Origin of the sequence: Micromonospora sp. NPDC050276 (assembly GCF_044459545.1) — a bacterium.
GTDB lineage: Bacteria > Actinomycetota > Actinomycetes > Mycobacteriales > Micromonosporaceae > Micromonospora.
In genome coordinates this window covers 25,286-49,549 of the sequence record NZ_JBITJA010000017.1, presented here as the reverse complement: position 1 = coordinate 49,549, position 24,264 = coordinate 25,286, and the positions used below count along the sequence as shown (strand labels likewise).

The following is a 24,264-nucleotide window of genomic DNA, read 5'->3' as shown; positions in this document are numbered from 1 at the left end:
TACGACAGTGCGAGGAGATGCCCACCACCCCCCGCCCTCGGGGAGCGCCCGTGCTGAGCGGGTTTCCCCGTTGCGCGGACGGCTGTTCAAACTCGCCGCGGCCGGGATCGCCGCCGCGGTCGGGTTGTTCACCATCACCGTGGCGACCGGCTCGGCGTCGGCCGCCGACAACCCGTACCAGCGGGGCCCCGACCCCACCCAGTCCAGCGTCACCGCCGTGAACGGCCCCTTCGCCAACACGTCGGTCAGCGTCCCGACCGGGTACGGCTTCAACGGCGGCAGAATCTACTACCCGACCGACACCAGCCAGGGCACCTTCGGGGCCATCGCGATCTCGCCGGGTTACACCGCGTTGTTCTCCGCCGAACTCGCCTGGATGGGACCGTGGCTGGCCTCCCACGGCTTCGTCGTGATCGGTATCGAGACCAACAGCCGTAACGACTTCGACACGGCCCGCGGCACCCAGTTGCTCGCCGCGCTGGACTACCTGACGCAGCAGAGCCCGGTACGCGACCGGGTCGACCCCAACCGGTTGGCGGTCGCCGGTCACTCCATGGGCGGCGGTGGCGCGCTGAGCGCTGCCATCCGGCGGCCGTCGTTGAAGGCAGTGGTCGGCATCGCGCCGTACTCACCGTCGTCGAACCTGGCCAACGACCGCGTGCCCACGATGATCTTTGCTGGGCAGGCGGACACCGTGGTCACCCCGTCCTACGCCACCGGCCTGTACAACAGCCTCCCGACGACGACGGAGAGCGTCTACCTGGAGGTCGCCGGCGCGGATCACGGGTTCATGGTCGGACGGTCGAACCCGGTGATGGTCCGGACCATGCTGCCGTTCGTCAAGATGTTCATCGACAACGACGCCCGGTACAGCCAGTTCCTCTGCCCGCTGCTGGACAACAGTGGCGTCGTCACCTACCGCAGCACGTGCCCGTTGCTGCCGACCACGCCGCCGCCGACCGGTACGCCGACGCCGACCCCCACCACCCCGCCACCCGGCTCCACCAACCAGATCATCGGCACACAGTCGGGCCGGTGCATCGACGTCCCCAACGCCTCCCGCACCAACGGCATCCGGGTCCAGCTCTACGACTGCAACCGACAAACCAACCAGACCTGGGCCTACACCTCCGGCAAGCAACTACAGGTCTACGGCAACATGTGCCTCGACGCGGCAGGATCCGGCAACGGCGCCGCCGTCCAGATCTACAGCTGCCACGGCCAAACCAACCAACAATGGAACATCAACTCCAACGGCACCATCACCGGCGTGCAGTCCGGCCGGTGCCTGGACGTCTGGAGCACCAACAACGGAGCCCAGATCCAGCTCTACGACTGCCACGGTCAAACCAACCAACAATTCCGGCTGACACCCCTCACCTGACGAACGGAAGATGGGCGGGCTCGGCGACACGCCGGGCCCGCCCATCAGTACCTGTTGTCATGATCGCCCGCTTCCGCCTTACCGGCTGGGTCGCACTCCGACGCACCGCAGCCGCAGCCCACGTCTCGACGGCTGCGCCTGGCGCCGACCTCACGTCATCGGTGTGGCCGCGCCAGAATTGTCCGTGGTCAGCTCGCCGAACCAACGGCGATCGCGGCGGAACACCTCGCGTACCGTGAGCCCGGCGGCCGCGGCCACCCCGCTGACCGCCACGATGTCGAGCCGGGCCCACCGGAACAGTGGCCCGAGCCGCGAACCACCGCCGGGGGCCTGGATGGCCAGTTGGGCTTGGCCGCGCCACAATCCGGGGCCCGGTGGTTCGAGTTCGACGAGCACGGTGCCGCCGGGGCGCAGCAGGTCGTGGCACCGGCCGAACAGGGTGACGGGGTCACCGCCGATGCCGATGTTTCCGTCGATCAGCAGCACGTGCGCCCAGCGTCCCTCTGCGGGCAGTGGGGCGAAGACATCCCGCTGGAGGGCGATCCCGCCTCGGGCTCGGGTCAACCGCACCGCCCGCGCGGAAATGTCGATTCCGACCGCTGTCAGCCCGGCCCGGGTGAGTGCCAGTGTGAGCCGGCCCGGGCCGCAGCCCAGGTCGAGAGTCGGCCCGACGCACCGGGCGACGAGTGCGGCCACCGCCGGTTCGGCAGGGCCGTGCCACCGGCGTACCGGCAGGCGGGTGCGCCAACCGTTGTCGCCGTGCACCAGCCAGTGGTCGTGGGTGCGGCGCCGCAACGCGCTGCCGAACGCCTCGGTCGATCTGGCTCGAACGACGCGGCTCATCGCGGAATCCCGGGCGTCAGGCTGCGCCGAACCGTCGCAACCTGGCGCGCGAAGCGGCGGCCGTGCCGAACCGGACGGGCCTCCAGGTGGGCCGCTTCCTGGCCCCCGGGCTGCCCAGGCTGCCCAGGCTGCCCAGGCTGCCCGGGCAAGCCTGCCGCGGCCTGCCCAGGACGACCAGCGGCAGTCACATCGATCGACCACGCCGACGCATCGCCGGGAGTCGACGCGGCCACCGCCAGCGCGTCGGCCCACTCGTCGACGTCCTGGAGTAGGGGTAGGGAATCGACGCGCAAGCCCTGCTCGCGCAGGGCCGCCGTGGTGTGGTGTCCGGTCAGTGCGGTGGACATCGGCACGGCCGCCAGCACGGCGGCGTGCCGGGGGTCACGCAGACCGAGAGCCCACCACCCGCCGTCAAGGGCAGGGCCGAGCACGGCGTCGGTCAGGGCGAGGCGGTGGACGGCCGCATCGAGTTGCGCCGGGGTCAACTGTGGCGTGTCCATGCCGATTTGGAGCACCGGTCGACCCGGGTAGGCGTCAGCCACGTCGGCGTGGGCGTTGGCGAGACGGTGGCCGAGGTCGGTGCCGCGCTGCGGCAGGGTCTGCCAACCGGCGACCGCGGCGGCCAGCTCGGCGGCCTCCTCGGCGTCGGTCAGCCGACCGGAGAGAGCGAGGACGGGTGTCACGCCGGGCGTGGCGCGTACGGCGTCCAGACTGTCCAGCAGTGCTGCGGCGGCGATCCGGGCCGCCTGAACGTGGCTCGCCGGTGGGCAGAGACGTGTCTTCACCGCCCCCGGCACGGGTGCCTTCGCCATCACCAGCAGGACGGTCACCGCGATCGCTCCACCGTGCGCAGGACCCCGGCGAAGTCCCGGGTCGCGCGCAGCGTGCCGCGTACCGAGCCGGAGACCTTCGACCGGGTGCCGGCGGCTCGATGCGAGTACCGCACGTCGAGCTCGCGGATCCGCCAGCCCGCAGCTGCTGCCCTGATGAGCAGCTCCAACGGGTATCCGAAGGCGCGGTCGGTGACTCCGAGGCCGAGCAGCGCTTCACGGCGGGCCACCCGGATCGGGCTGAGGTCGCGCAGCGGTACGCCCCGGTGCCGCAGCAGCGCCGCTATCAACGCGGTGCCGGCTCGGGCATGCCACGGCCAGACACCGGTAGCGACGGGCCGACGACGACCGACCACCAGATCAGCCGATCCGCTGGCCACCGGCGCGACCAGTGCCGGGAGTTCGGTGGGATCGAACGAGCCGTCGGCGTCGAGCACACAGACCAGTGCGGCCTCGGCCGCCTCCAGACCGGTGTGCACGGCGGCGCCGTACCCCCGGCGCGCTTCGTGGACGACCCGGGCGCCGTGCCGGGCCGCGACCTCCGGCGAGCCGTCCCGGGAGCCGTTGTCCACCACGATGGCCCGGTAACCGGACGGCAGAGCGGTCAGTACGCCGGGTAGTGCCGCGGCTTCGTCCAGACACGGCAGTACCACGTCGATCAGTGCTGGCATACCGGAAACGCTAGGACGCGAAACCCGCCGAGGTAGACGAAATCGGGCCATCAGCGTCCTTGCCGGCTTCGCCCGCTTATCGAACGGGGATGTCCTGGCTGTTTTCACACCGCCGGGCCGGCGGCAGCCGTACCGTCCGGTCGTCATGAAAGTCCTCACGCCCCTGCGCCGGGGACCGGAAGTGCCCGCCCGGCGTGTCGACGCCGACCTGGTGGTGCTCGGCGTCGAGGTGGCGTTGGTCGCCGCTGCGGTGGCGGTGGGCGCGGTACTCAACGCGCACGGTGTCGGTCTGCACGCCGACGCCGCGCCGCTCTACGCCATCTGGCGTCCGCACCTGGGCTGGGGTACCCCGGCCGCGCTGCTGGTCGCCACCGGGGTGCTCGGCTGGGGCGTCCGGTGGGCCCGGACCGCCGGGTGGGGCCGGCTGCTCGTCGCGGCCTACCTCGCGGCGGTCGCTTGGACGATGTCGTTGGCGCTGGTGGACGGCTGGTCGGCCGGTTTCACCCGGCGACTCACCCCGCAGGCCGAATACCTGCACGAGGTGCCCGGGATCACCGACATCACGGCCATGCTGGTCGGCTTCAGCGCCCGGATCCTCGATTTCCAGCCGGACGCGTGGTCCACCCACACCGCCGGCCATCCACCGGGGGCTCTGCTGCTCTTCGTCGGGTTGGACCGGATCGGCCTCGGCGGTCCCACCGCCGCCGCCGCGGCATGCGTGCTGGTGGGAGCGACGGTGACCGTGTCCGTGCCGGTGACGCTGCGGGCACTCGGTGCGGTGGAAGCCGCCCGCCGCGTGCTGCCGTTCCTGGTGCTGCTGCCCGGCGCGATCTGGGTGGGAGTCTCGGCCGATGGCATCTTCACCGGTGTGGTCGCCGCGGGGCTGGCCCTGCTGGCGGTGCGCGGACTGGTCGCTGCCGCGGTCGGGGGCCTGTTGCTCGGCTGCGCCCTCTACCTGTCGTACGGCTTCGTACTGGTCGGCGTCCTGGCCCTGGCGGTGGTGGTGCTGCGACCGCGGGACCGGTGGCCGGCGCTTTTCGCGGCACTGGTCGGGGCCGTTGCGGTGGTGGCCGCGTTCACGCTGGCCGGTTTCTGGTGGCTGGACGGCTACCACCTGGTCGTTGAGCGGTATCACCAGGGTTGGGCCGCTGATCGCCCGTACGGCTACTGGGTGTGGGCGAACGTGGCGGCGCTTCTGCTCTGTGCGGGCCCGGCGCTCGGGCCCGCACTGCTCCGCACCGCGCTCGCGTCGGACGCTCCGGCGCGGACCGTCGCGAGGCGATGGCGCGGGCCTGACCGAGGCCCGGCGATCGCCTGGTTCGACGCCCTGCGGGGAGCCGGGCCCACGAGACTGCTGCCGCTGGCCGCCGTGCTGGCGGTCGTCGCGGCTGACGTGTCCGGACTGAGCAAGGCGGAGGTGGAACGGATCTGGCTACCGTTCGTGGTTTGGCTGCTGGTGGCCGCCGCCCACCTGCCCTCGCCGGCCCGACGGGTCTGGTTGGCCGGGCAGGTGCTCACCGCTCTCGCGGTCAGTCACCTGCTCTGGACGGTGTCCTGATCCGCCGACGGGCCGCACGACGGTCTCAGACAGAGAGGGCGGCTGGGTCCCGCAACGGATCGGTGGCGAAGGCGGCCACCCCCTCGGCGAACCCGACCCGGGCGGTGTAGCCGAGCAGCTCCGCCGCCCGCCGGGCATCGGCGACCACGTGTCGGACGTCGGCCGCCCGCCCGCCACCGGTGATCAGCGGCGCCGGCCCGGTCATCGCCTCAGCGAGGGCGACGGCCAACTCACCGACCGTGTGCGGCTCGCCGGAACAGACGTTGACCGGCACGAGACCCCGCGGTGGTGAGGCCGTCAACGCCAGCAGGTTGGCCCGGGCGACATCGGTGACATGGACGAAGTCGCGGCGCTGCCGGCCGTCCTCCAGCACCCTGGGCGGCAGGCCCGCCGCCAGTGCGGACCGAAAAATCGAAGCCACCCCCGCGTACGGGGTGTCCCGGGGCATCCGGGGACCGTAGACGTTGTGGTAACGCAGCGCCCAAACGCTTCCACCGGTCTGCCGCGCCCACGCGGCGGCCAGGTGTTCCTGGGCAAGCTTGGTGGCCGCGTACGTGCTTCGTGGCTCGAGCGGCGCGTCCTCGGGCACCAGAGCTGACGAAAGGTCGCCCCCGCAGTCCGGGCAGGTTGGCTCGTACCGGCCGGCGGCCAGGTCGGCGACGCTGCGGGCGGTGGGCCGTACCGTGCCGTGCGTCGCGCAGACGTATCGACCCTCGCCGTAGACAACCATCGAGCTGGCCAGCACCAGCTGGGTCACACCGGCCCGGTGCATCGCGGCGAGCAGCACCGCCGTGCCGTAGTCGTTGTGGCTCACGTAGTCGGGGGCGTCGGACGGATCCAGCCCGTGGCCGACCATCGCCGCCTGGTGACACACCGCGTCCACACCGGTGAGTAGCCGGTCCAGCAGGCTGGCGTCCCGGATGTCACCGACCACCGGGTCGTGCCGCCGGAACCACTCGGGGAGTTCCCCGCCGTGCGCCTGGGGGAGCAACGCGTCGAGCGACACCAGGTCGTGGCCCTCGGCGACGAGCAGGTCGGCGATCTGCGATCCGATGAAACCGGCCGCGCCGGTGAGCAGTACCCGCATCCCGGTGACCGTAGACCGCGCTCGGCCGGGTCGAGGTCACTTCGCCCGCCTGCCAGGCGATCGGTATCCCGGTATGCACCAAATTTGCCGCCGGCGGCGTCTAGCGTCGCGGGATATGGGCGTAACGGACCGGCAGACGGGTTTCCCGCAGCGGTGGTGGCGTGCCCTGGAACGGCACCCCCCACCGATCCCCGGTCTGGCCGGGGACCGCTGGCGCAGCCCGCTGCGTGGTCCATGGCTCACCGCCGTTTACGGCGCCGCGCTCCTCGTCGGACTCCCGCTGGTCATCATCACGGGGTTGCTCGACTACGCCGCCTACGGCCCACAGTTCGATCAGGCCCTACCCCGCGAGGTGGGCTGGTTACGGCTGCCACCGTTCGACTGGCCGACTCGGCCGTCCTGGCTGTTCCGGGTCACCCAGGGGCTGCACGTGACGCTCGGCATCGTCCTGATTCCCGTGGTGCTGGCGAAGCTCTGGTCGGTCATCCCGAAGCTCTTCAGCTGGCCACCGGCCCGCTCGCTGGCCCAGGTGCTGGAGCGGCTGTCCCTGCTGCTGCTGGTCGGCGGCATCCTCTTCGAGATCGCGACCGGCCTGCTCAACATCCAGTACGCGTACCTGTTCGGTTTCGACTTCTACACCGCCCACTACTTCGGAGCCTGGGTCTTCATCGCAGCATTCGTGGCACACGTGACACTGAAGCTGCCCCGGCTGGTCAGCGCACTCCGATCCCGGCCGGCTCTGCGAGACCGCCGCCGACCGGGGCAGCGCCAGCCCCTGCGGGCCGAACTGCGTACCCCACGTGCCGAGACCCGACCCGAGCCCGCCGATCCGGACGACCTGGTAGCCACCGCACCCGGCGCGCCGACGATGAGCCGACGCGGCATGATAGCCCTGGTTGGTGGCCTGTCGCTGCTGCTCGGCGCCCTCACGATCGGGCAGACCCTCGACGGTCGCTGGCGTCGCACCGCACTGTTGCTGCCGCGCGGACGTGAGCCCGGCACCGGGCCGAACGGCTTCCCGATCAACCGCACCGCCGCGGCGGCGGGCATTCAACCGGACGAGACCGGGCACCGGTGGCGGTTGACCGTGCGCGGCGGCGGCCGCCTCGTCACCCTCGACCGTCCCCGCCTGCTCGCCATGGGCCAGCACACCGCCCGCCTGCCGATCGCCTGCGTGGAGGGGTGGTCGACCCGACAAACCTGGTCCGGCGTACGACTGCGCGACCTCGCCGCCCTGGTGGGTGTGGACGATCCGGCGTCGGCGCGGGTGCGGTCACTGGAGAAGTCCGGGCTGTTCAACCAGGCGACGCTCCAGGCCAACCAGGTGCTCGACGCCGACTCTCTGCTCGCGCTGCGGGTCAACGGTGCCGATCTCTCGGCCGACCACGGATTTCCGGCCCGGGTGATCGTGCCCGCCCTGCCCGGCGTGCACTGCACGAAATGGGTCACCGAGATCACCTTCCGGACCGGCGCCGATGGCTGAGCCCATCCCCCGATTCCAGGCGGCCTACGGATCGTCCCTTCAGCACCTGGTCGTCATGATCGCCTGCTTCAGCCTCACCGGCTGGGTCGCACTCCGACTCAGCGAAGAGGCCACGGCGGGTCGAATGCTGCTCTGGTTCGTCGGCGCAGCCGTCGCCCACGACCTCATCCTCTTTCCGATCTACGCATCGGCCGACCGGTTGCTGCGCGGCGCGCTCAGGCACTCCGGTCCCGCCGACGGAGATGGCCTGCCGCCGGCTGTACACCACCGGATGCCGGCTCGCGCCGGGCAGCCGCCGCTGCGACGACCCTCACCCCTGAACCACATCCGGGTGCCGGCACTCGCCGCCGGCCTGCTGTTCTTGGTGTACCTCCCGGGCATCCTGCGGCAGGGCCGGGAGACCTATCTCGCGGCCACCGGTCAGAATCAGCAGCCGTACCTGGCCCGCTGGCTGGCAATCACCGCCACGCTGTTCCTGGTCAGCGGCGTCTGGTACCTGGTGCGGCAGATCCGCTGGCGACGCGTCGACGCCTCCACGCGTTGAACGGGTGATTCCCCGTCGCTGTCCCCAGGAAGGCACGAGCATGACGAGGTACGCGGACCTGCCCCGGGCCGACGTGGGCGTGATCGGCGGCAGTGGCCTCTACCAACTGGTGGACGGTGGCACGGCGGTCGAGGTCTCCACCCCGTACGGTCGCCCCTCCGACCCGGTCACCGTCGGGCACGTCGACGGCCGCGCGGTGGCGTTCCTGCCGCGGCACGGCACCGACCACCGGTACCCCCCGCACCGAATCAACTACCGGGCCAACCTCTGGGCTCTGCGCGCGCTCGGGGTACGCCAGATCCTCGCACCCTGCGCCGTCGGATCGCTCACCGCGACGCTGGCCCCCGGGGTGCTCGTCCTCCCCGACCAGCTGGTCGACCGGACCAGCGGACGGGCCGCCACCTACTTCGACGACGGTGCGGTGCACACGTCGTTCGCCGACCCGTACTGCCCGAATGGGCGCACCGTCGTCGCCGCCGCGGCCCGCGACGTCGGATTCGAACCCGTCGTTGGCGCCACGATGGTGGTGGTGGAAGGCCCACGCTTCTCCACTCGGGCGGAGTCACAGTGGTACGCCCACCAGGGCTGGCAGTTGATCAATATGACCGGGCACCCGGAAGCGGTCCTCGCCCGTGAACTTGAGCTGTGTTACACCCCGATCGCCCTCGTCACCGACCTTGACGCCGGGGTCGACGCGACCGACGCGGTCAGCCACGCTGAGGTGCTACGCATCTTCGCCGCGAATGTTGAGCGACTACGCGAGGTGCTCTACCAGGCGGTTCCGGCGCTGCCACCCGAACCGTTCGGCTGCGCCTGCGAGCGGGGCCACGAGGGTGTGCCGCTCCCGATCACCCTGCCCTGACACATCCCCGCCTTCGCCTCTGACGCGTCCCGCTGGTCGTCGAAGACCGGCGCCCTGCTGCACCTGCGCCACGACGTAGGCGTGGTGGATCATGCCCACGGGCAGTCGTACGCGGTCGCCGCGCTCGCTCGTGGCCCGGGCTCGATCTCGGGTCACTCCTGCGGCGCGATCAGCCGCTCGTCGGTGGCGTCGCGGACCGTGATCGCCTCCACCGGGCACGAGTCGGCGGCGTCGAGGATGACCTCGGCCGGGGCGACGACGTCGGCCAGCGGCGTGGACAGGCCGCCGACCAGGCGGAAGTGTTCGGGCGCGGTGCCGGCGCAGATGCTCGTGCCGATGCAGCGGCGCGAGTCCACCCCGATCCGCCACGCGGTGCTCACCAGGCCACCGGCATGCCGAGCAGGCCCCGCACCAACATGCCCCGCTTCCACTTGAGCTCGGCTTCCGGTACGGCGAGGCGCAACCCGGGTAGGCGGGTCACCAGGGTGGCGACGGCGACCTGCAACTCCATGCGGGCCAGCTGCGCGCCGACGCAGTGGTGGACACCGTGCCCGAAGCCCAGGTGCGAGTTCTGCTCGCGGTCGAAATCCAGCCGGTCCGGGTCGGTGAAGACGGTTCCGTCCCGATTCGCCGACGACAGTGAGCCGAGGACCGGCTCACCGGCCCGGACCAGCACCCCGCCGACCTCGACGTCCTCCTTGGCGTACCGGGCGAAGGAGGAGCCGACGCCGAGCGGCACGTACCGCAGCAACTCCTCGACCGCGGCCGGCACCACCGACGGGTCGGCCCGCAGCCGAGCGAGCTGGTCCGGGTTGTGCAGCAGGACGTAGACGAAGTTGGGGATCTGGGTCACCGTGGTCTCGTGGCCGGCCGCGAGCAGCCCTGCGGCCAGCTCCACCAGCTCGGTCTCGCTGAGCCGATCCTGATTCTCGTCGCGGGCCCGCACCAACGCGCCGAGCAGGTCGTCGATCCCCGGGTCGCGGCGGCGCTCGGCGACCAGAGCGCCGATGTAGCCCCAGAGATTGTTCAGGTACTCCTCGATCGTTTCCACGGGCAGCGAGGTGGTCGAGACGATCGCCTCGGACCAGATGTGGAAGCGGTCGCGGTCGGCGTACGGGACCCCGAGCAACTCGCAGATCACCTGGATCGGCAGCGGCGTGGCGACATGCTCCACCAGGTCGGCCGGAGGACCGAGCCGGAGCATGTCGTCGACCAACGCGTCGGCGATCTCCTGCGTTCGGGGCCGCAGCGCCTCAACCCGACGTGCCGTGAACGCCTTCGCCACCAACCGGCGCAGCCGGGTGTGATCGGGCGGGTCCATGGTCAGCATGCCGCTGTACTGCTGGCGCGGGGTGAGCCTGGGCTCGTCGCGCTGCACGGCCGGGGCGCGGCCGAACCGTACATCGCCGAGGACCGTACGCACGTCCTCGTACCGGGTGGCGAGCCACGCCTCCTCGCCGTAGGGGAGCTTCACCCGGGTCATCGGCTCGTTCTCGCGCAGCTCGCCATAGGTCGGATCGACGACGAGGCGGTCGGGCACACTGAACGGGTACGGCCGCGCGGGCGGAACGGTGCGGCTCTCGGTGGTCTGCGCGCTCTCCGTCATCCGGGTTCCCTTCGTCGAGACGGCGTGATCATCGGGCTGGCACCACGTCGTAGCGGCGCCCGATTGCCCGCGTCCAGGGGCTCGCGGACAGCACACATCGACGCTCGGTAATGATTCGATATCGGATCGTAGCGATAGATGTCGATGATCGCCATGGAGACTGCTCCACGTCCGTACGCGGCACGCGTGCGTGAATCTCATCCACGGGTGAAGTGTTTGTCCCCGCCCGGACTCTCCAGCTCGTCGAGGACGGCGACGGCGAGGTCGTCCCCGGAGATCCGGGACGCACCGTCGGCACCGGTGATGAGCCTCGTGGTCCCCCGTTGGTACGTCCCGGTGCGGGTTCCGGGTTCGAGGATGGCGGGCGGGCTGAGGTAGACCCCAGTGGGGACCTGCGGGTGGCCCGCCGTGGAGACGTCCCTCGACCGGTGACGGACCTCGGTGCTGGCGTCTTCGCCGGGTCGATCGCAAGCGGGCGGCGGGAGGCGACCGATGACGGCCCCCACCCGCCGCCCCAGCTCACCGCAGGCCGAAGGCCCGGGTGATGCTCTGCTCGACGCTGTTTCCCCGGGCGTCCCGGGCCGTGGTGCGCAGGGTGACGAAACCTGCCGTACGCGGGGCGTCGATCCGCGCACGCCAACCGTCACCCTTGCGCTTGAGCTTGGCGTGGTGCCAGGTGACACCGTCGTCGTAGGACACGTCCACCGTCACCGTGCCGATGGCGGACGCCTCGGTCGCCCCTGGCAAATGCACCGGGGTGACGGTGAGTTCGGCGTTGCGCTTCGCCTTGCCGTCGACATCGGTGTCGACGGCGTAGTCGAGCTGGATCAGGGACGGTTCCCACCACAGGACGCCAGGCTTGATCCTGGCGGAGGTGAAGCCCCATTCCGTCCTGGTGGCGGTGGAGTACGGCCCGGCCCAGCCGTCGCGCTTGTTCTCCGACACGAGTCGGTACGGCAGCGGCTCCGGGCTCAGGACGCTGCTGCTCAACATCGGCTGGGAACGGTCTGCCTCGCCGACGAGCTTGTTGCCCTGGTAGAGCCGGAGGCTGTTGTCGACGGCCAGGTTGCCGGGGTTGCTGCCCTCGTGCGCGGTGCCCGAGTCGCCCCAGCCGGGGATCAGTGCGGAGATCGCGTCACCGTCCCCCCGGAAGACGTTGCTGGTCGTCAGCAGCCGGGGCCGTTGCACCGGGCCGAACCACCGCTCCTGCTGGACCGAGCCGGCCCGGTAGGCGGTGGGTGCCGTCTGCTGGATCTGCTCATCCGGCAGCGTGACGTTCGTGGTCCATCGCGTCCCGGCGCTGACCCAGTCGGTGCGTTCGCCGCGCGCTGGGACCTCGTGGTATTCGAGGCCGATTGTCGATCCCGACGCGGTAACACCGCTGCGAGTCTCCACCGCCCGGCCGGGACGCCAGTTGCGCAGGGACATGTCGATGCGGGCCAGGTCGCGCGAGGTGACCCGCTGCGCAAGATCCGCCGGAATCGCACCGGTGTAGTCGCGGATCAGGTCGTAGACGTACTCGGTGGTCGGGTGGGAGGTGATATCGAGCCGGACCCGCTTCTCGCGCTTGATCCGGGCGATCAATTGTTCGCCCTCGTCCCGGCTGAGGGTGGCCACGGTGACCGGCGGCGGGTCCTGTGGCGCCCATGCCGAACCCGGCCACGCCGTCAGGCGCCCGGTGCTGTCGTTCACCACGAGCAGGAGACGGGCGCCGGCAGACGCCGCGGACGCGGCCTGCTTCTCCACGGGTACGGCGTCGTTGCGGCGCACCACGGCGGCCTTGCCACGGGCGTTCAGCGTGGTGTACCCGCTGCTGTCCCCGTCGCCGGCGAAGACCGCGTCGAGGTGTTGATTGCCCTGGGGCAGCGGCGTTCCGGCCCGCTGTACCCGAAGGTCGTCGTAGTCATGGCCGTCGACCGTCACCGTCAGTGCGGGCTGCACCGTGCGCCACTCGGTGCTGAAGCTGAACTTGCCCGTCGTGACCTTGCGATCGGTGGGCAGCACCCAGACACTGTCGTGCGCGGAATCCAGGAACCATCCGTCGGTCCAGACGTTGCCGCCGAATTCGCGAGACACTTCGAGGCGGGCACCGTCCACGGTTGATTCCTGCGGCGTGGTCAGCGTGACCCGGCGGGCCTTGGTGGCGTCGAAGTCGACGGTGCGGTCTTGGTCGAGGGTGATCTCCGGTACCGGCAGCACCGCGAGCCCCCGCGAGTTCGGCCCGTTCGCGCCCTCGACCTCGGTCTTGAGCCACGCCGCGTACGTGCCCGCGGGAAGCCGCAGCTCCAGGGTGCCGGTGGCGTCGATCTGCTGCTGCAGGACGGTGTTGTCCTGCCCGAGCAGGAGGAGATCTCCACCTGTCGGTTTGCCACTGCGGTCCTTGGCCTTGAAGGTGAGGCGGTGGCGCACGCCCTCACGACCGATGGCGAGCGCGGTACGGGTGCGGACCGTGCCGTAGTCGTCGGTGGCGGTGAGGAAGCCCGAGAAGGGGTTGTCGGCCGGTACGCGGTCGAAGTCCGTGGCCACGGTCACCGAGGTGACGCCGCGCGCCGGGACGGTGATCTGCCGGGACGACAGGGTGAAGAGGTTCTCCGGGCCGCCGTCGACGGTCGCCGCGAGGTCGAGGGTGACAGCGTTGTCACTGAGGTTCGTGTAACGGACCTCCCGTTCGGCGGTGCCCTCGGGGGCGGTCGGCCACTCGGGGTACCCGAAGTCGGCGCTGGTGGTGGCGACAACGGACGCGGCAGTGGTCGCGGCGATGTCCAGTCGGCCGTTGCCGCCCTGGTACGGGTTGAGCCCACCGACCGCCTTCGCGGTGCTGACCAGGGCTTCCTTGAGCTGCTTCCCGGTGAACTCGGGATGCTGGGCGGCCAGCAGCGCGGCAGCACCCGCGACGTGCGGGGATGCCATCGAGGTGCCGTCGCCGAGGCGGTACCAGCCTTCGCCGGCGGAGTCCTGGGAGCGGGCGGCCAGGATGCCGACTCCGGGGGCGGTGAGGTCGGGCTTGAGGGCCCGGTCGCCCAGTCGCGGGCCCTGGCTGGAGAAGTCGGCGAGGGTGTCGTTGCCGTCGACGGCGCCGACGGTCAGCGCGGCGTCTGCGGTGCCGGGGGTGCCGACCGTGTACTGGCCGGGACCGGCGTTACCGGCAGAGACGACGAACAGCGCCCCGGTCTCCTCGCTCAGCTCGTTGAGCGCCACACTCATCGGGTCGGTACCGTCGGTGGGGTCGGCGCCGAGGCTCATGTTGACGATCTTGGCGTGCTGGTCGCGGACGGCCCACTCCATGCCGCTGATGATCCACGACTCCTGGCCGGCGTTGTCGTCGCCGATGACCTTGCCGACGTGCAGCCGCACACCCGGGGCGACGCCCTTCTCGTTGCCGTCTGAGGCCGCACCGGTGCCGGCGAGGGTGGAGGCGACGTGCGTGCCGTGACCGTAGACGTCCTTCACCGTCTGGCCGGGAACGAAGGACTCGGTGGCGGCGATCTGGCCGGCGAGGTCGGGGTGGTTGATGTCGATGCCGGTGTCCAGGACGGCGACGTCGACACCCTTGCCAGTGTTCCCGGATGCCCAGACCTGGGGGGCGCCGACCTGCGCGGTGCTGTCGGCGAGGTCAGCCTCGACCTTGCCGTCCAGCCAGATCTTCGCGATGCCGCCGCCGAGTGCGAGCCGGCTGCCGGTGGAACGGGCGGTCGCCTCCCCGCCGCCGGTGATCGAGGACCAGAAGGTCTTCGATCGGTCGACGTTCAGCGCGTCGCCCTGGATGCTGTCCAGCCTGCGCACGTTGCGGGCACCCGCGGGCGCCGAGGCGCTACGGGAACGGGCGGCGGCGTCATAGGTGACGATCAGCGGAAGTTGGTCGCGCCGCGCGTCGTCGTACCCGTCCGCCAGCAGCTCCGAGAGATTGAACAGTTGCGTGTCGAGCAGCCCGGCGCTCACGTACGGCAGCACGCCGTGTGGGTAGACGTAGGTGTCCCCTCCTACCCGGGCCGAGGTGAACCCGGTCAGCCGACCCTCGGTGTCTCGCACCTGAGGGCTGAGACTTCCGTCGGCCAGCCTGGTGGCGGTGACCTTCTCCCCGGTGATCAGGGTGACGGTGGAGGTGGTCGCGGGAGCCGGGGGTGAGGCAGACGGGAGGGCGGATGAGGCCGAGGGGGCAGCGGGGCCGGGCGAGGCCAGGGCGGGCGACGGGGCGAGCACCGCGAGCGCGGTGCACAGCGCTATCGACCCTCGTCCGCGAAGACGTGGAAGTAGCAACACGATTCCTCAAGTTGATCAACACAGCAAAGGCAGATGCTAATGTTCCGGCCGTTTGTTTCGGCTGTGGATCTTGAATGTTTCGCGATGGGCGGGCACGGACGGACGGTTGAGCTGGCAGGCATCGCCGACCCCCGACCTGTCGGGTGCCGGGACGGGCAATATCCGCAACAGCACCCACTCGAGGACGGTACTGACCAACAGCACCGGGCCGGCGCAGAATGCCGTGCCACAGGATCAGGCGGGCACCTTCGAACCCCAGATCGTCAAGAAGCGGCAGCGTCGGGGGGTCGCGGAGGCCCTCAGGTGCACGCGTACGTGACATGAACGGGTGATGAGTAAATCCACGATGACGTAAAGCGGGGACGGCCGCCCGTCCCAGCGCGTGCACTGCGCGGTGCGCCGATCCCCACCGGTCGGATCAGTCCGGGTCGGGCATCAGCCCCTGCTCGCGGAGATCGTGGACCTGCCGGGCGGGCGGTGGATACGAATCGCGGTCCGAGGGGCGCAGCCCTTCCGGCCCGTCCGGTCCGACCCGGGCCACCGCCAGGTGAGGACTTCTGCGCGGGCACGACCGCGAGTTGACGGTGTGGCCTCGGGCCGCACGCACTGCGTTGACCTGGCAGCACCCCGTAGTTAGCGTTAACGCCTCCCTCCACTTGAGAGAGAGCCCCACCCGGTCAAGGAGGATCCATTGAGACTGCGACAGGGAAGGCCCCGTCTCGGGCGGAGTCGGGGGGGTAGAGGTGTCGCGGTCCTGGCACTGGGTGCGCTTCTCTCGGTCTCGTTCGCGGCGACGCCCTCGCACGCTGCCGAGGAGCAGCTCGATGCGGGTCTGGTCCACCACTTCGCCCTTGACGAGACCAGTGGGACGACGTTGGTCAACTCGGGTAGCGCGGGCTCGGCGGCGAACGCCACGCTCGTGAATCCAGAGAAGGCGACCTTGACCGGCGAAGGAGTCAGGTTCAACCCCGACTCCTACGAGAGCGCCCTCGACGGCGCGTACGTGGCGCTGCCGAACGACATCACCGCCGGCATGTCCAACCTCACCGTCGACTACGACGTGTGGATCGACCCGGCGAACGTCGGCGAGCACCAGATGTGGGGTTTTGGCCGCAAGTCCGGCTCGTGCGACGTCGACACCGGCGCCCAGGGTTCCATCTTCGCGTCGAACACCCAGCGGTTCCGCGTGGCGGTGGGTCCGGCGAACCTGCAACAGAACCGGGTCCGCATGCTTGAGGGTGCGTGGACGCATGTCACCTACACCCAGTCACTGAATTCGAACGGGACGAGTTGGACCGGCAGGCTCTACCTCGACGGCGTGCTGCACGCGACATCGACGGACCTGACCACGGCGCCGTCGGTGAACGCCGCGGGGACCAACTGCAACTTCCTCGGTCGCTCGCAGACCTCGGGCCACTACTCGTTCCGCGGATCGATCCGGGACTTCCGCGTGTACGACCGGGCTGTGAGTCTGGACGAGACCCTCATCCTGGCGGGCAGGACCGTCTCCGATGGCGTTCGCGCCGACGCCGCCGCCATCGACCTCGGCCTGACCAGTGCGGTCGTACGCGACATCGTTCTGCCCAAGGTGGGCTCCGTGGCGGGCTCGGCCATCACCTGGACGAGTTCGGACCCGTCGGTCGTCGAGGTCTACACCCCGCCAGCCCTTGCCAGCGCACGCAAGGTTGCGGTGACCGGCAGGATCAGCCGGCCCGCGCAGGGGCAGCCCGACGCGACAGCCACGCTCACGGCGACTGTTCGCAAGGGCACCCAGGAGGTCACCACGCGGGAGATCCCCGTCGTGGTGAAGGCCGAGTTCGACGATGCGCGGGCGGTTGACCGTGACACCTTCGACCTGGCCCTGAACGCCACCGACGAGGTACGCGGAAACCTCGACCTCGCTGCCAAGGGCGAGTTCGGATCCACGATCACCTGGAAATCGACCACCGGCCTCGTCACCCCCACGGGTGAGGTCACCCGCCCGGCCTTCGGCCATGAGGATGTTGCCGCCACCCTGACGGCGACCATCACCAAGGGTATGGCCTCGCAGCAGAAGTCGTTCCCGGTGACCATCGCCGCCATGCCGCGTTCCGAGGAGTACCAGCGGTACTTCATGGGGTACTTCAAGGGCGAGGGGATTGCCGACGGCGAGCAGATCATGTTCGCGACATCCAACGGAAACACCGCTCTGGACTGGACCGGTCTGACCGGAGGTCGGCCGTCACTCATCTCCCAACTGGGCGACCAGGGGCTTCGTGACCCGCACATCGTCCGCTCACCCGATGGCGACACGTTCTACATGATCGCCACCGACCTGAACTGGTACGACCAGGGCGGGTACGCCATTAATGACACCCAGTACATCGAGGTGTTCGAGTCGCACGATCTTGTGCACTGGACCCCTCAGCGGCACGTGAAGGTCGCGCCCGACAACGCGGGCAACGCCTTCGCACCGGAGTCGTTGTGGGTCGAGGAGATCGGCGCCTACGTCGTGTTCTGGGCCCAGTCGCTGTGGAGCAACCCCGTGAACCGCACCGGTCAGGGGAACGCGCAGATGTGGTACGCCACGACGCGAGACTTCCAGACGTTCTCCGCTCCGCGGGTCTGGCAGGACCCGGCCCCGCTGTCGCGGATCGACACGACCGCGATCCGGGTCGGTGACTACTACTACCGGGTGACCAAGAACGAGGCCGGAAACCAGGGCTCGGATATCTTCTCGGAGAAGCACACCGACTTCCTGGACAACAACATCGACAACTGGACGTTGGTCGCGCCGGCTCTGGGGCGCACGACGTGGGTCGCCAACCAGGGGTACGAGGGACCGGTCATCTTCAAGGCCAACCCCGGTGACACCTCCTGCCCCGGCCAGTTCTACCTCTGGGGTGACCGGTACACGAACGGAGGCGGGTACCAGGCCGCGTGCCACGAGAATGTCGAGGCTCCGACCTGGAACGCCAAGGCGATCACGATGACCAACGCGGGTGTCGTCCGTCCGCGTCACGGCACCGTGATCCCGCTGACCGTCCGCGAGTGGAACGACATCCGTGGGAACCCGAACAGCGACGTCACGACCACCACCGAGGTGGCTGTCGAGCCGCACGCGAGCGGCGCCCAGACGACCACGGCCACCGCCACGGTCAGGGCGGCTGACGGGTTCGAGACCGGCGGTCAGGTGCGGTTCAGCATCGGCTCGTGGTCGAAGCTCGCCCACCTGAGCGACGGCGCCGCCACGGTCACGCTGCCGACGGGTCTGCCGGCGGGTGCTCGGACGGTCAAGGCCGAGTACCTCGGCTTCGACTACCTGAAGGCGTCGGAGGGTACGGCGTCGTTCGAGGTGCCCTCCGGCCCGGCCGCCGTCAAGGTCCAGGCGAAAGCCGCACCGGCGTCGGTTGTCCGCGGGGGAACGTTCAGATTGAACGTGGCTGTTGAGCCGGCGGGCGGGCCGAAGCAACACGCTCCGACCCCGACCGGCGAGGTCACCGTCACCTTCGGCGGCACGGCGCAAGTCGTGCCGCTGGTGGCCGGCAAGGCCGTCGTCGAACTGCGGACCGCCGATCTGCGCCCCGGAGCCTACCGGGTCCACGTTGCCTACTCCGGCAACCCGACCTACCGGCCTTACGCCGCCACCTACCAGAAGTTGACGGTGCGGTAGCCAGCAGAGGGACGTCGAGACCCGCTGAAACGCGCCACAGTAGGGAGCGGGCGAGATCAATCGATCTCGCCCGCTCCCTACTGCATGCTCAGCAACCGGCCTATGGAGTGATCATGCCCTTCTCGACCACCAGGTTGTAGTTCTCCCCGAACACGTTGAGTTCGTGGACTCCGACCTTGACGGTCTCGGTCGTACCCAGGACCTTCAACCTGACTGCATTCGTCAGCACCCGGTCGAAGGTGACGTACTCAGCCGTGTACGCGGTGGTGTTCGTACTCCTGTCGACCAGGGGCCGCCACGTGTTGGTGGGGATATCCTTGTACTCCAGCGTGTACTGCACCGCGTTGTCCTCGGTGAACGTGCGCCCGAGTTCCTTCCACTGGATCTGCGCGGCGGAGATGTGAAATACGGTCCCGAAGCCCCTGATGTACGTGGGCGCGGTATCGCTGTCAGCCGGCTCCCACCACGTGGATAGGGAGCGGTCCCCTCCGTAGTAAGGGTTGCGCCCGGGCGCGTAGCTGCTTGCCCAGTACGCCTGGCTGTTGGTGGCCACATTGTAGAGTCCGACGTCGTCCCTGCCCGAGATTTTCTTCCCAGGGGCCAGTTGCGGCGTGTTGGACAACTCGCAATCGATTGCTCCCCGTTTCGGGCCGGCGGGAATCACGTTGCAGATGTCCATTCCCAGTCGCCGCTCGAAGAACTCCTCGTACGCGATGACGTAGGTGTAGAAGAACACCAGGTTGCCGGACTTGTCGAGTACGAAACTGCCGTGCCCAGCGTTCGGATACACCGCACTCGGGTGGTTGTTTCCGTATCCGATCGGGTTTTGCTGAGTGACTTTGAAGCCGGACAGCGGTTTGTCCGACGTCATCACGCCGGTCGCGTACGTGGTGAACTCCGTGCCACCGGACGCGACCGAGAGGTAATACGTGTCCCTCACCTTGAACAGCTGTGAACCCTCCACGTACCCATGCGTGTAGGTCGCCTTGTTGTCACCGATGTGCTGCCACTCCTGGCGCGGGTCAAAAGTCCAGAGCACGACCGGGTCGCTGATGAGCTGCCGAGGATTGTTCGGGTCGAGTTCGGCGCCCATGATCGGTGAGCCGATGTTGTACGTCAAGTACAGTCGACCGTCCGTGTCCAGGAAGAACTGCACGTCGCCAACGCTCAGGGTCTGGCCGGTCGGGCGCAGGAAACTCCCCATGCTGGTCCACGGCCCGGTGGGAGAGTCCGCCTGATAGACCGGCGTGTTGTTGCCGGCCATGTAGAACTTGTCGCCGAGCTGCACGACGGTTGGCGCGACCAGGCCCAGGTTCATCCGATGGGGCGTCCAGGTGAGGTAGTCGGTAGTGGACCAGACAGTGCGGTTGTTGTTCGGTGCATTCTGCATGGCACCTGACGCATAGAGATAGATGGTCCCGTCGACGTTCAGCGCGGACCAGTCCGCCCCGGTCCGTGCGGAGTTCTCCGAAATCCTGGTGAAACCGACGGTGGATCGACCTGCGAGCGTCCTCCCGGACGCTGCCGTCCACGTCTCCAGGTTCAAGCTGGCCGGGATCTGCGACGTGTTTGCGACATTTTCGTCGGTGGGCGGCATCGTCCCGACGATGTTGCGCACGGCCATCCCGGGCAGATTGATCGGGTTCACGTAGGTCTGGGTCATGTCCACACCGGCCAGTGGCACCTTGGCGGACGGGGTTTGCGGTCCAACGCCCGGCGCCGGCGGCGGCACGGGCTTCTCCGCCGAGGCCGGCACGATCGGTGCCAGTTGACCCACCCCCATTCCGACCACGAGAGCAAGGCCAATAGCCGCTAAACCTCGACGTCGTTTGCCGGGAGCCCACTCGACAACCATCAGGTCCTACCTTCCGTCTAGGCGTATTAGCGCTAACAACGGGCAGAAGTGTCCGACTTTCCGGATGACCGGCCGGGCGTGGGTTAATTGCTGGGTGTGAGGCATCCTTCGATGCACGAAGGGTGGGAGAAAGGCTTGTCCGCTCGACCGGTTGAGCTTCCAGCGCACACGTCCATCGGCTCGGTCTCGTCCAAGCCGGACCATCGATCAACGGCTGTTAGCGCTAACAATGTTGCGATGATGTTAACGATGCCATCGGCAGCGTGTCAAGAGCGTCAATGTGACGCGACCAGGGCGAGCTGCCAGAATGCCGGTTTAGAACACAAACGCGATCCCGCGCTACGGGCGCGGCGACCTGCATATGCTCCCAAGGTTCGACATCGCCGTCCAGCTCGACGTCGCCGTGTCAGGAAACGGCCGGCGCCCGGTAGAACGCCGCGATGAACCACATCGACCCGAGTGCCACGAGTGCGCTGGCGGTGAACGAGAGGGCCAGGCGGCGCCCGATCCAGTCCAAGAGCTTCGTCACCTTGCCATCATGACCAGGGCCCACCACGATCCGTGTCCGGCGGGCTGAAGACAGCGTGCCGTCATGGACGCGGGGCGCATCCAACATTCATACCAGCCGTTGGTAGGAAGGGGTGTGTCTGTTCCTCGCCCGGTGTCGTGCAGCGCGGCGCCGAAGGTGGCCGGAGAAGCTGGGAGAAGCAGCATGAGAAGCCGAACGGCACATCGGCGTCGCCTCGCGACGTTGGTTGCGGTGGGCGTGCTGCTCACCGCGTGCGCGAGGCAGGGCTCCCCGGAGTCCGCAGTCCCAAAGCCGCCGGTCGGGGGCGCCACGGGGGCTGTGGTGCCGTTGGCGCCGGAGAGGCTGATCGGCTCCTGGACGCTCGTTGACGTTGCCGACCCCGGCGCTGGCACGATCCTGCGCCTCGCGGACAGTGAGCTGCACCTGATCGGCAGCCACTGCGGCACCCTGGGCGGGTCTTGGCGAGCCAACGACGAAGGTGTCTTCCTCGCCGACATCTCGTCGGCTTCCACCGCCGTCGTCGAGGGCACCCCTGGCTGCGCGAAGGCTAGTCAAGAGACGCCCCCGTGGCTACGGAGCGTGACCGCATACCAGTTCGACGGCACGGGCCACCCCGTACTCCTGGACGGGCGAGGGCAAGCGGTCGCCCGGCTGATCCCCGGGGCGAGACCGACCCCCGAGCCCGACAAGGCCGACTCCGTGCTGCAACCGCCGACGGTCACCGACGAAGCTCGACGGGCCCTGGCACCCGCCGTCGCACTACCGGCGACGCTCGTACCCGCGGACCAGCGTCAGCCGGTGGGCCGTTGGGCGCCCGCAAGCGGGCACAAGGCGGCCTACCTGGAGTTCACCGCAGACGGTGAGTGGCACGGATCCGACGGCTGCAACGACCAGAGCGGTCGGTGGATCACCGCTGCCGGCGGCACCCTGCTCGCCACCCCGAGAGCAACCACGCTGACGTTCTGCGCCCACAGCGTGCCGATCGGGCAATGGCTCACGACGGCCAGGCGAGCCGGTCTCGACGGCAAGGTTCTCGTGCTTCTCGACGCCGACGGCGACGAAACAGGACGGCTATCCCCCACGAACTGAACGCCATCGAGGTGAACGTCCTGAATCCGAAGGTCATGCCGGCCGTGGGGTATCCGTAGCCGGCCATCCGGGGACCCGGAGCAGCCGTGTTCAGCCCGCTCTCAGCCGTATTGGACCTGATCGGCCTGCGCCGCCAACTCCCGGCCGGACCTGAAGCCGGACTGCTGCCCCGCGATGCGGCTGGTCGCCCTGCTCGACCGGATCCCGTGAGCTGTTGTTCGGCTGCGTTTTCACCGGCTGTTCACGCGCGGCCATGCTGCGGGCAGAACCTGACGCCGATGATCAGCGAAATGGCCGCTCTTCGATCTCTGGAGTTCTGATGCGTCACATCCTGGCCTGGGTGACGGCCGTCCTCGCCGCCACCTCGGTGCTCCTCTCGCCTGCCCGGCCCGCTCTAGCCGCACCCGATGGCACCCTGACCGTCGCGGCAGCGTCGGTCACGATCGGCTCCGACATCCGGTTCAGCTACACGACTCCGCGCCATACCGCGATGAACTGGGTGGGGCTCTACGCTGACCCCGGCAACGGGCCCGTCCAGGAGAAATACGTCGGACCTTCCACCAAGTGGGTCTACACGCCGTCGGCGAGCGGCTCCGGCACGCTGCCCACCGCGGGCCTCGCCCCGGGCGCATACATCCTCTACTACCTGTACAACGACGGGTACACCTGGCTGGCCCAGCCGGTTCCGGTGCGGCTGACCGCTACCGGCGCCCCGCGCTTCCCCACCGCGGCGTTCACGCTGCGCAACGCCAAGGCCGGCACCGCCTACTCGGCAACGGTCGGCGGGCTCGTGCACGGCGACACCACCGGCCTGACCTTCGCCAAAACCTCCGGACCATCGTGGGTGACGGTCACCGCCACGGGCGCGATCACCGGAACGCCGCCCGCAGCAGGCACCACGACGCTCGGCGTGCGCGCCACCACGGCCGCGGGCACCGCCACCGCCACGGTGACCATCCGCGTTCAGTCCGGCGCGCTCGTCCCGCAGCTACGGGCGCTGAGTTGGAACCTGTGGCACGGCGGCACGGCGGTCTCGAACGGGCTGGAGAAGGAACTCAAGTTCCTGCTCGAACGTGACGTTGACGTGGTCGGCATTCAAGAGAACGAAGGCGGCGCCGCCCGTACACTCGCCGCCGCGCTCGGCTGGTCGTACTTCCAGGACCCGGACACCGCGGTCCTGAGTCGCTACCCGATCACCGCCACCACGCCCACCGTGGCCGGCTCGGCCGTCGCCGCCACAATCAACCTGGGCTCCCGCAGCCTACGACTCTGGAGCGCCCATCTCGGCTACACCCCGTACGGCCCCTACGACGCCTGTTTCGGCCGCCTGAGCGTGCAGCAGCTGATGAGCCGGGAAGCCTCCGCCGGCCGGACCGGCCAGATCAACAGCATCCTCACCGCGATGAAAGCCGACCTGGCCGCGTCCCCGACCACGCCGGTCATGCTGACCGGCGACTTCAACGCCCCGTCGCACCTGGACTGGACGGCCACGAACTCCCGTTGCGGCTACGGTGCCGTTGCCTGGCCCACCTCCACGGCACCCGCCAACGCCGGCATGGTCGACTCCTACCGTCAGGCCCGGCCCGACCCGGCCCGGGATCCGGGTAACACCTGGTCCCCGGTCTACAAGACCTTCACCGGCGGATACGGCTACGACTCCCACCGGGGCGATCCGGAGCCTCAGGACCGCATCGACTTCATCCACTACCGGGGTCCGCTCACCGTCCTGTCCTCCGATGCCCTGTGGACGGGTACCCCGTCCCAGTCCAACCCGTCCGCCAACGCCTGGTCCTCCGACCACGCCGCGGTGCTCACCACATTCCGCGTCAACTGAGCCACCCACCCGCCGGATCTCCTGGTTCGGCGGCAGCGCCGGCCGCTGACCCTCACCCGTCACCGGCCGCTTCGCCAGGATGCTGCCCCGTCGTACGGGGGTGTTGCCGCCGGGGTCGGGTGGCGTCGGTGCACCGCTGATGGGACACGGCCACCCGTGGCGGGGTAAGTCTCTTCG

Annotated in this window: 17 protein-coding genes and 2 pseudogenes; 10 read left to right on the top strand and 9 right to left on the bottom strand. The window is 69.4% G+C overall.

What is annotated here, in order from left to right; all coding sequences use genetic code 11:
- The first annotated feature begins 70 nt into the window (after window positions 1-70).
- Complete coding sequence (locus ACIBF8_RS27925; protein WP_396786892.1) at window positions 71-1,384, top strand: ricin-type beta-trefoil lectin domain protein; 1,314 nt, start codon at window positions 71-73, stop codon at window positions 1,382-1,384.
- Between the two features lie 150 nt (window positions 1,385-1,534).
- Here the strand turns inward: ACIBF8_RS27925 and ACIBF8_RS27920 are convergent, their stop codons facing one another.
- Genes ACIBF8_RS27920 through ACIBF8_RS27910 form a run of 3 tightly spaced genes read right to left on the bottom strand, consistent with a single transcriptional unit; the run spans window position 1,535 to window position 3,728 of the window.
- Window positions 1,535-2,227 (bottom strand): class I SAM-dependent methyltransferase, encoded by a 693-nt coding sequence (locus tag ACIBF8_RS27920; protein ID WP_396786891.1) that lies wholly within the window; start codon window positions 2,225-2,227, stop codon window positions 1,535-1,537.
- The gene (locus ACIBF8_RS27915) at window positions 2,224-3,057 is read right to left on the bottom strand and encodes a TIGR04282 family arsenosugar biosynthesis glycosyltransferase (protein ID WP_396786890.1); all 834 of its coding nucleotides are present in this window, start codon (window positions 3,055-3,057) and stop codon (window positions 2,224-2,226) included. Before ACIBF8_RS27915 ends, ACIBF8_RS27920 begins: the two co-directional genes overlap by 4 nt.
- Entirely contained in the window at window positions 3,054-3,728 is a 675-nt protein-coding gene (locus tag ACIBF8_RS27910; RefSeq protein WP_396786889.1) for a glycosyltransferase family 2 protein, read from the bottom strand. The genes ACIBF8_RS27915 and ACIBF8_RS27910 overlap by 4 nt, the downstream gene beginning before the upstream one ends.
- A gap of 145 nt (window positions 3,729-3,873) precedes the next feature.
- Between ACIBF8_RS27910 and ACIBF8_RS27905 the strand changes: the two genes are divergently transcribed.
- Window positions 3,874-5,286, top strand: a complete 1,413-nt coding sequence (locus ACIBF8_RS27905; protein WP_396786888.1) for a hypothetical protein — start codon at window positions 3,874-3,876, stop codon at window positions 5,284-5,286.
- 25 nt (window positions 5,287-5,311) lie between these two features.
- Here ACIBF8_RS27905 and ACIBF8_RS27900 read toward each other — a convergent pair whose 3' ends face one another.
- The gene (locus ACIBF8_RS27900) at window positions 5,312-6,373 is read right to left on the bottom strand and encodes an NAD-dependent epimerase/dehydratase family protein (RefSeq protein ID WP_396786887.1); all 1,062 of its coding nucleotides are present in this window, start codon (window positions 6,371-6,373) and stop codon (window positions 5,312-5,314) included.
- 115 nt (window positions 6,374-6,488) lie between these two features.
- Here ACIBF8_RS27900 and ACIBF8_RS27895 point away from each other — a divergent pair, with 115 nt between their 5' ends.
- The 4 genes and pseudogenes from ACIBF8_RS27895 to ACIBF8_RS27880 all read left to right on the top strand — a co-directional run.
- The gene (locus ACIBF8_RS27895; RefSeq protein ID WP_396786886.1) at window positions 6,489-7,856 is read left to right on the top strand and encodes a molybdopterin-dependent oxidoreductase; all 1,368 of its coding nucleotides are present in this window, start codon (window positions 6,489-6,491) and stop codon (window positions 7,854-7,856) included.
- Window positions 7,849-8,400 (top strand): hypothetical protein, encoded by a 552-nt coding sequence (locus ACIBF8_RS27890; RefSeq protein ID WP_396786885.1) that lies wholly within the window; start codon window positions 7,849-7,851, stop codon window positions 8,398-8,400. Before ACIBF8_RS27895 ends, ACIBF8_RS27890 begins: the two co-directional genes overlap by 8 nt.
- A gap of 40 nt (window positions 8,401-8,440) precedes the next feature.
- The gene (locus tag ACIBF8_RS27885) at window positions 8,441-9,262 is read left to right on the top strand and encodes an S-methyl-5'-thioadenosine phosphorylase (RefSeq protein ID WP_396786884.1); all 822 of its coding nucleotides are present in this window, start codon (window positions 8,441-8,443) and stop codon (window positions 9,260-9,262) included.
- Window positions 9,263-9,268: 6 nt separating this feature from the next.
- A pseudogene (locus ACIBF8_RS27880) lies at window positions 9,269-9,388 on the top strand (serine hydrolase); the annotation flags it as partial.
- Window positions 9,389-9,414: 26 nt separating this feature from the next.
- On the opposite strand, the gene ACIBF8_RS27875 reads toward ACIBF8_RS27880, so the two are convergent.
- The 3 genes from ACIBF8_RS27875 to ACIBF8_RS27865 all read right to left on the bottom strand — a co-directional run bounded on the left by ACIBF8_RS27875 (window position 9,415) and on the right by ACIBF8_RS27865 (window position 14,897).
- Window positions 9,415-9,642 (bottom strand): ferredoxin, encoded by a 228-nt coding sequence (locus ACIBF8_RS27875; RefSeq protein WP_396786883.1) that lies wholly within the window; start codon window positions 9,640-9,642, stop codon window positions 9,415-9,417.
- Entirely contained in the window at window positions 9,639-10,868 is a 1,230-nt protein-coding gene (locus ACIBF8_RS27870; protein ID WP_396786882.1) for a cytochrome P450, read from the bottom strand. Before ACIBF8_RS27870 ends, ACIBF8_RS27875 begins: the two co-directional genes overlap by 4 nt.
- 519 nt (window positions 10,869-11,387) lie before the next feature.
- A complete protein-coding gene (locus tag ACIBF8_RS27865) occupies window positions 11,388-14,897 on the bottom strand; it encodes a S8 family serine peptidase (protein WP_396786881.1) in 3,510 nt (1,169 codons plus the stop codon).
- Window positions 14,898-15,261: 364 nt separating this feature from the next.
- Between ACIBF8_RS27865 and ACIBF8_RS27860 the strand changes: the two are divergent.
- Both ACIBF8_RS27860 and ACIBF8_RS27855 read left to right on the top strand, forming a co-directional pair.
- Window positions 15,262-15,411: pseudogene (locus ACIBF8_RS27860) on the top strand (transposase); the annotation flags it as partial.
- Window positions 15,412-16,068: 657 nt separating this feature from the next.
- Window positions 16,069-18,780 carry an immunoglobulin-like domain-containing protein gene (locus ACIBF8_RS27855; RefSeq protein WP_396786880.1) on the top strand — a complete coding sequence of 904 codons (2,712 nt, stop codon included), beginning with the start codon at window positions 16,069-16,071 and terminating at the stop codon, window positions 18,778-18,780.
- Between the two features lie 100 nt (window positions 18,781-18,880).
- Here ACIBF8_RS27855 and ACIBF8_RS27850 read toward each other — a convergent pair whose 3' ends face one another.
- Window positions 18,881-20,635: a family 43 glycosylhydrolase gene (locus tag ACIBF8_RS27850; RefSeq protein ID WP_396786879.1), complete on the bottom strand. Its 1,755-nt coding sequence runs from the start codon at window positions 20,633-20,635 to the stop codon at window positions 18,881-18,883.
- Between the two features lie 406 nt (window positions 20,636-21,041).
- Complete coding sequence (locus tag ACIBF8_RS27845) at window positions 21,042-21,164, bottom strand: hypothetical protein (protein WP_396786878.1); 123 nt, start codon at window positions 21,162-21,164, stop codon at window positions 21,042-21,044.
- Between the two features lie 321 nt (window positions 21,165-21,485).
- Here ACIBF8_RS27845 and ACIBF8_RS27840 point away from each other — a divergent pair, with 321 nt between their 5' ends.
- Window positions 21,486-22,253, top strand: a complete 768-nt coding sequence (locus ACIBF8_RS27840; RefSeq protein ID WP_396786877.1) for an META domain-containing protein — start codon at window positions 21,486-21,488, stop codon at window positions 22,251-22,253.
- 319 nt (window positions 22,254-22,572) lie between these two features.
- Window positions 22,573-24,087 carry an endonuclease/exonuclease/phosphatase family protein gene (locus ACIBF8_RS27835; RefSeq protein WP_396786876.1) on the top strand — a complete coding sequence of 505 codons (1,515 nt, stop codon included), beginning with the start codon at window positions 22,573-22,575 and terminating at the stop codon, window positions 24,085-24,087.
- The last annotated feature ends 177 nt before the right edge of the window (window positions 24,088-24,264 follow it).